Source organism: Methanomassiliicoccales archaeon, assembly GCA_036504055.1.
In the GTDB taxonomy this organism is placed as follows: domain Archaea; phylum Thermoplasmatota; class Thermoplasmata; order Methanomassiliicoccales; family UBA472; genus DASXVU01.
Genome location: DASXVU010000038.1, coordinates 57,220 through 64,253, shown reverse-complemented (window position 1 = coordinate 64,253; position 7,034 = coordinate 57,220). Strand labels below are relative to the sequence as shown.

Annotated in this window: 5 protein-coding genes; 1 reads left to right on the top strand and 4 read right to left on the bottom strand. The window is 51.3% G+C overall.

The window, feature by feature from the left end; genetic code table 11:
* Window positions 1-235: 235 nt before the first annotated feature.
* Entirely contained in the window at window positions 236-1,252 is a 1,017-nt protein-coding gene (locus VGK23_09480) for a hypothetical protein (protein ID HEY3420771.1), read from the top strand.
* 273 nt (window positions 1,253-1,525) lie between these two features.
* Here VGK23_09480 and VGK23_09475 read toward each other — a convergent pair whose 3' ends face one another.
* From VGK23_09475 to VGK23_09460, 4 genes are all read right to left on the bottom strand, one after another.
* Window positions 1,526-3,034, bottom strand: a complete 1,509-nt coding sequence (locus VGK23_09475) for an oligosaccharide flippase family protein (GenBank protein ID HEY3420770.1) — start codon at window positions 3,032-3,034, stop codon at window positions 1,526-1,528.
* A gap of 344 nt (window positions 3,035-3,378) precedes the next feature.
* A complete protein-coding gene (locus VGK23_09470; protein ID HEY3420769.1) occupies window positions 3,379-4,536 on the bottom strand; it encodes a right-handed parallel beta-helix repeat-containing protein in 1,158 nt (385 codons plus the stop codon).
* Window positions 4,537-4,538: 2 nt separating this feature from the next.
* Window positions 4,539-4,745: a hypothetical protein gene (locus tag VGK23_09465; protein ID HEY3420768.1), complete on the bottom strand. Its 207-nt coding sequence runs from the start codon at window positions 4,743-4,745 to the stop codon at window positions 4,539-4,541.
* A 706-nt stretch (window positions 4,746-5,451) separates the two neighbouring features.
* Entirely contained in the window at window positions 5,452-6,960 is a 1,509-nt protein-coding gene (locus VGK23_09460; protein ID HEY3420767.1) for a flippase, read from the bottom strand.
* Between the last annotated feature and the right edge of the window lie 74 nt (window positions 6,961-7,034).

Genomic DNA, 7,034 nt, shown 5'->3' with positions numbered 1-7,034 from the left:
ATTGAACCTAATTCATGAAAAGGTCCAGTCACTGATGTTGTCAAGAATTTCCTATCCAATGCAAATATTATTGAATAATTATTATAATGTAGCCCCCGGAGGGCTTTCATCCAGGAATGGCTTTATTGCCTTTGCGTTGTTTTCCTAGGTGGATGTTTATGATTACAGTAAATCAAACCCCATAGCAAGCCTTCATAACCTAAGAAAGCACTCCACTCGTTTCGGATACGTAGAAATGACCATCCATCTGCTGATCACCATTGACACGGAGATCGATAAGTCCAAGGATTGGACCGTGTCTTCCGACCAAAGCTTCACCTCGGTCACCGAAGGCATCCCCGACAAGCTAACCCCGTTATTCGCAAAATATGGGGCCAGGCCCACATATCTTCTCTCTCCGGAAGTGATCAGGGATGATGACTGCCTATCGGTCCTTAAGAACCTTAAGAACTGCGAGCTGGGCACTCACCTCCACGGCGATATGATAGAGCCCTTCTGTCACAAGGGTTCTATGGCCAATATGTCGACCGACAACATGCAGTCATCCTACACGTATGAGATCGAGCGCCTGAAGATGGTTAACCTCACCGCTCTGTTCGCCACCCGTTTCGGCTACAAACCGACCTCATTCCGGGCTGGACGCTTCGCAGCCGGATCAAACACCCTCAAGATCCTGGACGAGCTCAACTACAAGGTTGACTCATCGGTCACACCGAACGTGGACTGGAAACAAAAGGAAGGCCGCGCCAACTACCTGAGCGCCCCGGACCAACCTTACTATCCAAAGATCAACGATCTCCTTACCCCCAACGGCAACAGCGTCCTCGAGGTCCCGGTCACCATCCTAAAACCGGCGAACCATGAGAAATGGCACGTCAGGTCAATACGCACCATCTCCGGGAGGATATACCCCCTGCAATGGTTGCGCCCATCGTGCAATACGGGCGATGGCATGGTACAGGTCATGCGCAGAACCGCCGAGACCTATGCCGACAAAAAGGAAATCGTGCTGAACATGATGTTCCACTCCATGGAGATCATGCCAGGTACTTCACCGTACGCCGCCAAGGAAAAGGATTGCCAACGCATCCTGGGCTATCTTGAGCAGGCCCTTGCATATGCCAAAGACAATAAGCACCGTTTCTCCACACTTGGCGAGATGCCGCAATATTTCCGTAAGCTGCCTCGGATCGTGGCCGAATATGACAAGGATGGTCATGAGGTCCCGCTAAGACAAATGGACATGAAGTGACCGCTCATTTCGAAAAGGCCAGCTTAGGGGTTCATCCAATTACTTTGTGAATGGTCAGTGGTTTTGATCGATCTATTGATCAACAGGTTTGAGACGGCCGGATCATCCCGATTTCAGTTGTCAAAAAAGATATTATCAGGAAGACAAAACGAAGCATTCCCAGCCATATAACGCTATGACAAATTGCGTGCCATAAGGATTCTTCGCAGGGAGCTGGATATGGTCATTCACTTGCTGACCACATTTTCCGTTTTGCTTTATCGACGGCCTGCCTCATCTCTTGTTCTTCATCTCTCCGCCCATGTAGCTCAACATCTTTATCGGGTTGATCAGGTCGGTGAAATAGGCGATGTCGGTCTTGGTGAACTCCTTCAGCACTGCCAACACTGCGAAGAAAACGCCAACGGTGACCGCACCGAAAACGATGAAAGCGATAACGCCGGAGAAATGGTATGCCGTGCCCAATGCGGCGATCGCCACTCCCGCCACTACACCTGCAAATAGATGTTTCAGTACCGCTGGGTTGCTACCAGTGCCGGTTAGTTTCTTTAGAATAATGCGGACCGAGATGAACAAGGCGACCGCGGTGATGGCGGTAGCGATTGCCGCTCCGGTATATGACATTCCGAGCATCCTCACCCCGAAGATCTCGTCCGGAACGAACACGAACAGCAGGATGACGTTCAGGATAAAGGTCCCCATGGTCCTCTTGGCACTGATATCGGGCCGGTTCACCCCGAGGATCTGAGAGTTATAGACCTGATTGAGCAGGGTCAGCCATAACCAGACGGCGAGGAAACGAAGAACGTCTCCGGCGGGGGCGAACTGGGATCCGAAGAACGTGACGCATATCTCGGTCGGGAACACAATGAACAGAGCCACGATAGGGGTTCCGATCATTGAGATGTACCGTTCGGCGGCATGCGTCACCTTGCGGATCGCTGCGATATCGCCCTTGGTGTGCAGCATCGAGAACGAAGGAAATGCTAATGCCGCGACAGCAGTGCCTAATACGCTGAACGTCCTGATGAATGTCTGGGATGAGGAGTAATAGGCCACGCTCCCTGTTCCATCGAAATAGCCAATGAGCATCTTGTCAAGGTTAAGGGTAATGGCACCGGCGATCGCGATCAGGGAAAGAGGAAGCGCGAATTTGATGTAGGAGCGGAACATGGTCGGTTTCTTCCACCTGAAGCTCCCCCTTTTCAGCATGAACGCGCTGACCAGCAATACCCCGAACGCCGCGAACACGTAGGCATAGGCCAGGTCGGTGGTGGTCAGGTGGTTGACGGAAACAAAGATGATCAACGGAACACGGATCAACGGATCGGTCAACGCGATCAGCTGGGACTTGGTCGTCTCCATCCTGGCGTTGTAGGTGTAGATCACGACCCATGCAAAGTCGTACATCGCATAGTACAGCACGAAAAGGATGACCAGGTTCCATGACTCTGGCGACATGACGGAATTTGAGATCCAGTTCCAGACGAATATGGAGGCGAAAACGAACACCACCATGACAGAGGTCAGGATCAGCTTGACCACGAAATAGGTGGAGATGCAATCGTTCTCGTCCTGGCCTTCGGACACCCTTTTGATATGGGCGTTCTGGAATCCCAGGTCCGAGACGATATTCAATGTGGCTACCGTTGCCAGGAACCAGGAGATGTTGCCGTAGACATCCTTTCCCAAATAGTTAGTCATGGCCAGCAGCCCGATGAAGGAAAGCGCTGCCGCCACGATAGTGGAGATAACTATCAATAAGGATCTTCGGCCTATCATCCAGTTACTCATCAGAGAAACCGGATATAATAAAGTGTTTACGAGACTGTGTTTTGAGATTCTCTGAGCCTGTTGATCGGCAATGATTCGATCTGGATAAGTGATAACGGTCTATGTTATTATTCTTCAGGATTATGGCTGGGCAGAACATCAATTCAAAACATGAAGGTCGATCAGAAATGCGATCGTAAAAAAAAGGTGACCGGACCTGCCACCAGGCAGGCCGGCCTTATGATCGGGTTTACTTTCTTAGGCTTGGATCATTCGTTTCTGTATTTGTCCTTCATTTCCTCCGTTCTTGCTTTCCTTTCTTGATCGCAAATCGGGATCGCTCAATCTTGCCTTCAAAGGTGAAGGAGAGTGTTACCCGAGATGACGAAACCGGTGCAGCTGACTGTCTGTATCGGCCTGCTCGACAACGACTTGATCACGTTTCCGGTGATCGTGTTCGAGTGCGAGTTGATCGAGTATATCGCCGGGATCGTGCCAGTGGTCAGTGTCACCTGGTTCTTGCTGACCGTCGAGTGGCTGCTGGGCGACAGTATCACGAACTCGCTGAACGCGCCGTAGACTATGCATCCGGTCACCGTGATGTAATCACAGATCGCATATCCCGCAATATTGTATTCCGTTATGACCGGAGTACGGTATCCCTTCCAGGTTGTGGCATCGCGGAACACGCAGTTCTTGATGGTCACGTGGTTGGCGGGCTCCAGGTCTATCGCGGACATCGAGGTCCTGGTTATCCGTACGTTGTCGATGGTGATGTACGAGCATGCGACGTGGGTCCTGGAGGCCTCGCCGAAGGCGATGCCCGATCCATAGTTCGCATATGAGTTGTCACCGACGTTGTCGATCACGCAGTCAATGATGGAACAGTACTGCGAGTTGGACATGTACAGGCCCTGTCCTGCGGCAATGTTATGTGCATAGACCTTGACGATGCGGCTGTTGAGGCAGTCGATGAACCCGACACCTTCCAACTGCCGTCCGCCGGAGCCCTTGCTGCCATCGATCTGCATGTTGCCGATGGTTATCCCGTTGGGGCGTGCGGACATGTATCTGTAGTCCAACGTCCAGTAGTCGTCACACACCCGTATGATGGCTCCCGAACAGGTGCTGGTGGACTTCAGTATGGTCGCGTTCCCCTCACCGATGATCGACACTTTGTTCGTGTAGATGGTCTGCGTTATGGAATACGTTCCCGCCTTGATCAGTATGTAGCCGCCAGACAGCTTGTCGATGGTCTTCTGGATCACCCATTTCGAGTTGGTGTTCCGGAAATCGATGGCCCCGGTAGCGCTATTCTTTGCGCAGGTGTAACCGCTGCCGTCCTTGTAGATGGTGAACGCCACTGAAACGGATGTTCCATCGCCCACCGGAGCGGAAGGCACGGCCGCCTGAACGTTCATAGCTCCCAAAACCGATGTCCCGATCAATGCTCCCACGAACATGATGGTCAGGAACGTCAAGGACCTGCCCTTGAACATAGATCTCGCCATGTTTAGCAACCTCTCGATCGGGATGACAATCCCAAAGTGCCCTTGTTCATCGCCTGATCGCCGATCCTCCAGGCCTGGTCCCTCGCTTTGTTCGCTATACAATTCTGCTCGGACAAATCCGCCTCCGCACCGGGTACCGATGCGGACAGAATGGCCGTCGTAACGCCCATCCTGAGCTTGTCCTTCTCCCATGAAGATCCCATTCTCATGCTTATTCAGCTCCTATCGTTACGTTGCACTAAAGCAGACTGATCTTGAGACAGCACGACGATTCATCGATCGTCGCTCACGCTGACTCGTATGCACGCGACCGGAAGAGATCGCCTAATTGACATACAGCCTGACATCGGAGATCAAAAATGGATCCCGAGATGTTGATTGCAACGGATCCGGCGGAGTTCCTGCTCCGACGGCAGAGAGATCAAATCCCTCGATGAGGGCTCTTCCGTTTTTGCTCTCTTAGATTAGGGAAGTAAATCATCCGTTATAAACAAAATTATATAGAAATTTATAATCATAATATGTGCTGAACGGCTCTTAGGTGTTAAAAAATATGAGATTTCTTGATATTAATTTAACAAATGAAATCATCAAATTCTTATACTATGCATGGTGCCCCGGACCTCAATAATTTCCAAGATATTCAATAATTATCATGACCGGAGATCCGTGAGCGATGCAATTTGTGATGATAGAAATGAAGATTCAAAGGCCTTCGGTTGAAAGTGAACTTGACCGCTTGGATACTATCACACAACTTCAGAGACCGAAGAGTGGGCAGGTAATGCTCAAAAGAGAATGCGGACAAAATGACTTGCTTTCATCAAGGAGAGGACATATCGGAGAACAGCAGGGCCTTCGATGATATACGGCAACTTCCATTCTGTCGTGATGGGTCCTGGTCGAGCCAGGCCATCATCTCTTGTTCTTGATCTCCTCGCCCATGTAGCTGACCATCTTGGCAGGGTTGATGATGTCCAGGATCTGCCTGAGGTCATACTTGGTGAACTCCTTCAACGCTATCAACGTTCCCAGGAACACCAATGCCGTGACCACAAAGAAGATCGCCAGCGCAATGAGCCCGGAAAGGCGGTATTCCGCATTCAGCAGGACGATGGCCGCACCGGCCACGGCGGCTGCAATGAGATGCTTGATCATCCTTCTTTCGGTGCCGGTCCCGGTCAGTCTCTTGACTATTATTCGAACGCTGACGAACAATGCCAGGGCGGTTGTCGCTGTAGCGATCGCCGCTCCGGTATATGACAGACCCAGCATCTTCACCCCGAAGAGCTCCTTGGGGATGAATATCAGCAACAGGACAACGTTCAGACAGAAGGTCCCCAGGATGATCTTGGCACTGATGTCCGGCCGATTGACTCCCATGATCTGTGACGTGTACACCTGATTGAGCATGGTCAGCGATAGGGTGATCCCCAGGAACCGCATGGCATCTCCAGCAGGAGCGAAATCCTTGCCAAAGACCGCAAGACAGATCTCCGTCGGGAATAGGACCACCAACGTCACAATGGGCAGGCCGATCATGGCTATGTACCGTTCGGCCGCATAGGTCTGCTTTCGGATGGTGGCGATATCGCCCTTGCTATGCAGCAGGGAGAATGACGGGAAGGATACCGTGGCAACGGCCGAACCGATCACCCCCACCACGGCCAATATCTGCTGCGATGAGGAATAATAGGCCACGTTCCCCGGCATGTCAAAATAGCCGATGAGGATCTTGTCAAGGTTGCTTGTGACCGCACCGGCTATCGATATCAAGGATATCGGGAGGGCGAACTTGAGGTAGGACCGGAAAAGGGTCGGCCTCTTCCATTTGATACTGCCCCTCCTCAGAAGGAATACACTGACCAGCAATACTGCCAATGCCGCTATCACATATGCGAAGGCAAGGTCGATGGTGGTCATATGATTGATGGAAACGAAGATGATCAACGGCACACGGACCAGCGGGTCGGTCAGGGCGATCGCCTGTGATTTCGTCGTTTCCATCCGTGCGTTATACGTGGATGTGACAACAGTGGCCATGTCATACATGACATAGTAAAGCACGAAAAGTATGACCAGGTTCCAGGTCTCTGCCGAGATCGTCGTGCTGTTGATCTGGTTCCACACCAGGAGCGCCGCAAAGACGAAGACCACCATGAAGGAGGTCAATGACACCTTGATGGCGAGATAGGTTGAAACGCAATCGTTCTCGTCCTGGCCTTCGGAGACCCTCTTGATATGGGCGCTGTTGAAACCCAGGTCCGATACTGTATTCAGTGTCCCTATGGTTGCCAAGACCCAAGCGATGGTGCCGTAGGCGTCCTTTCCAAGGTAGTTCGTCATTGCCAGTAGGCCGACGAAAGAAAGAATCGACGCAATGATCGTCGACAACACTATCAACAAAGACCTACGGCCGATCATTCAGCCTCCCAAGAGTGAAAAACTATATAAGTAATTGTTGACACTGAATAATTACTAGAAAGTTTGTATCTACT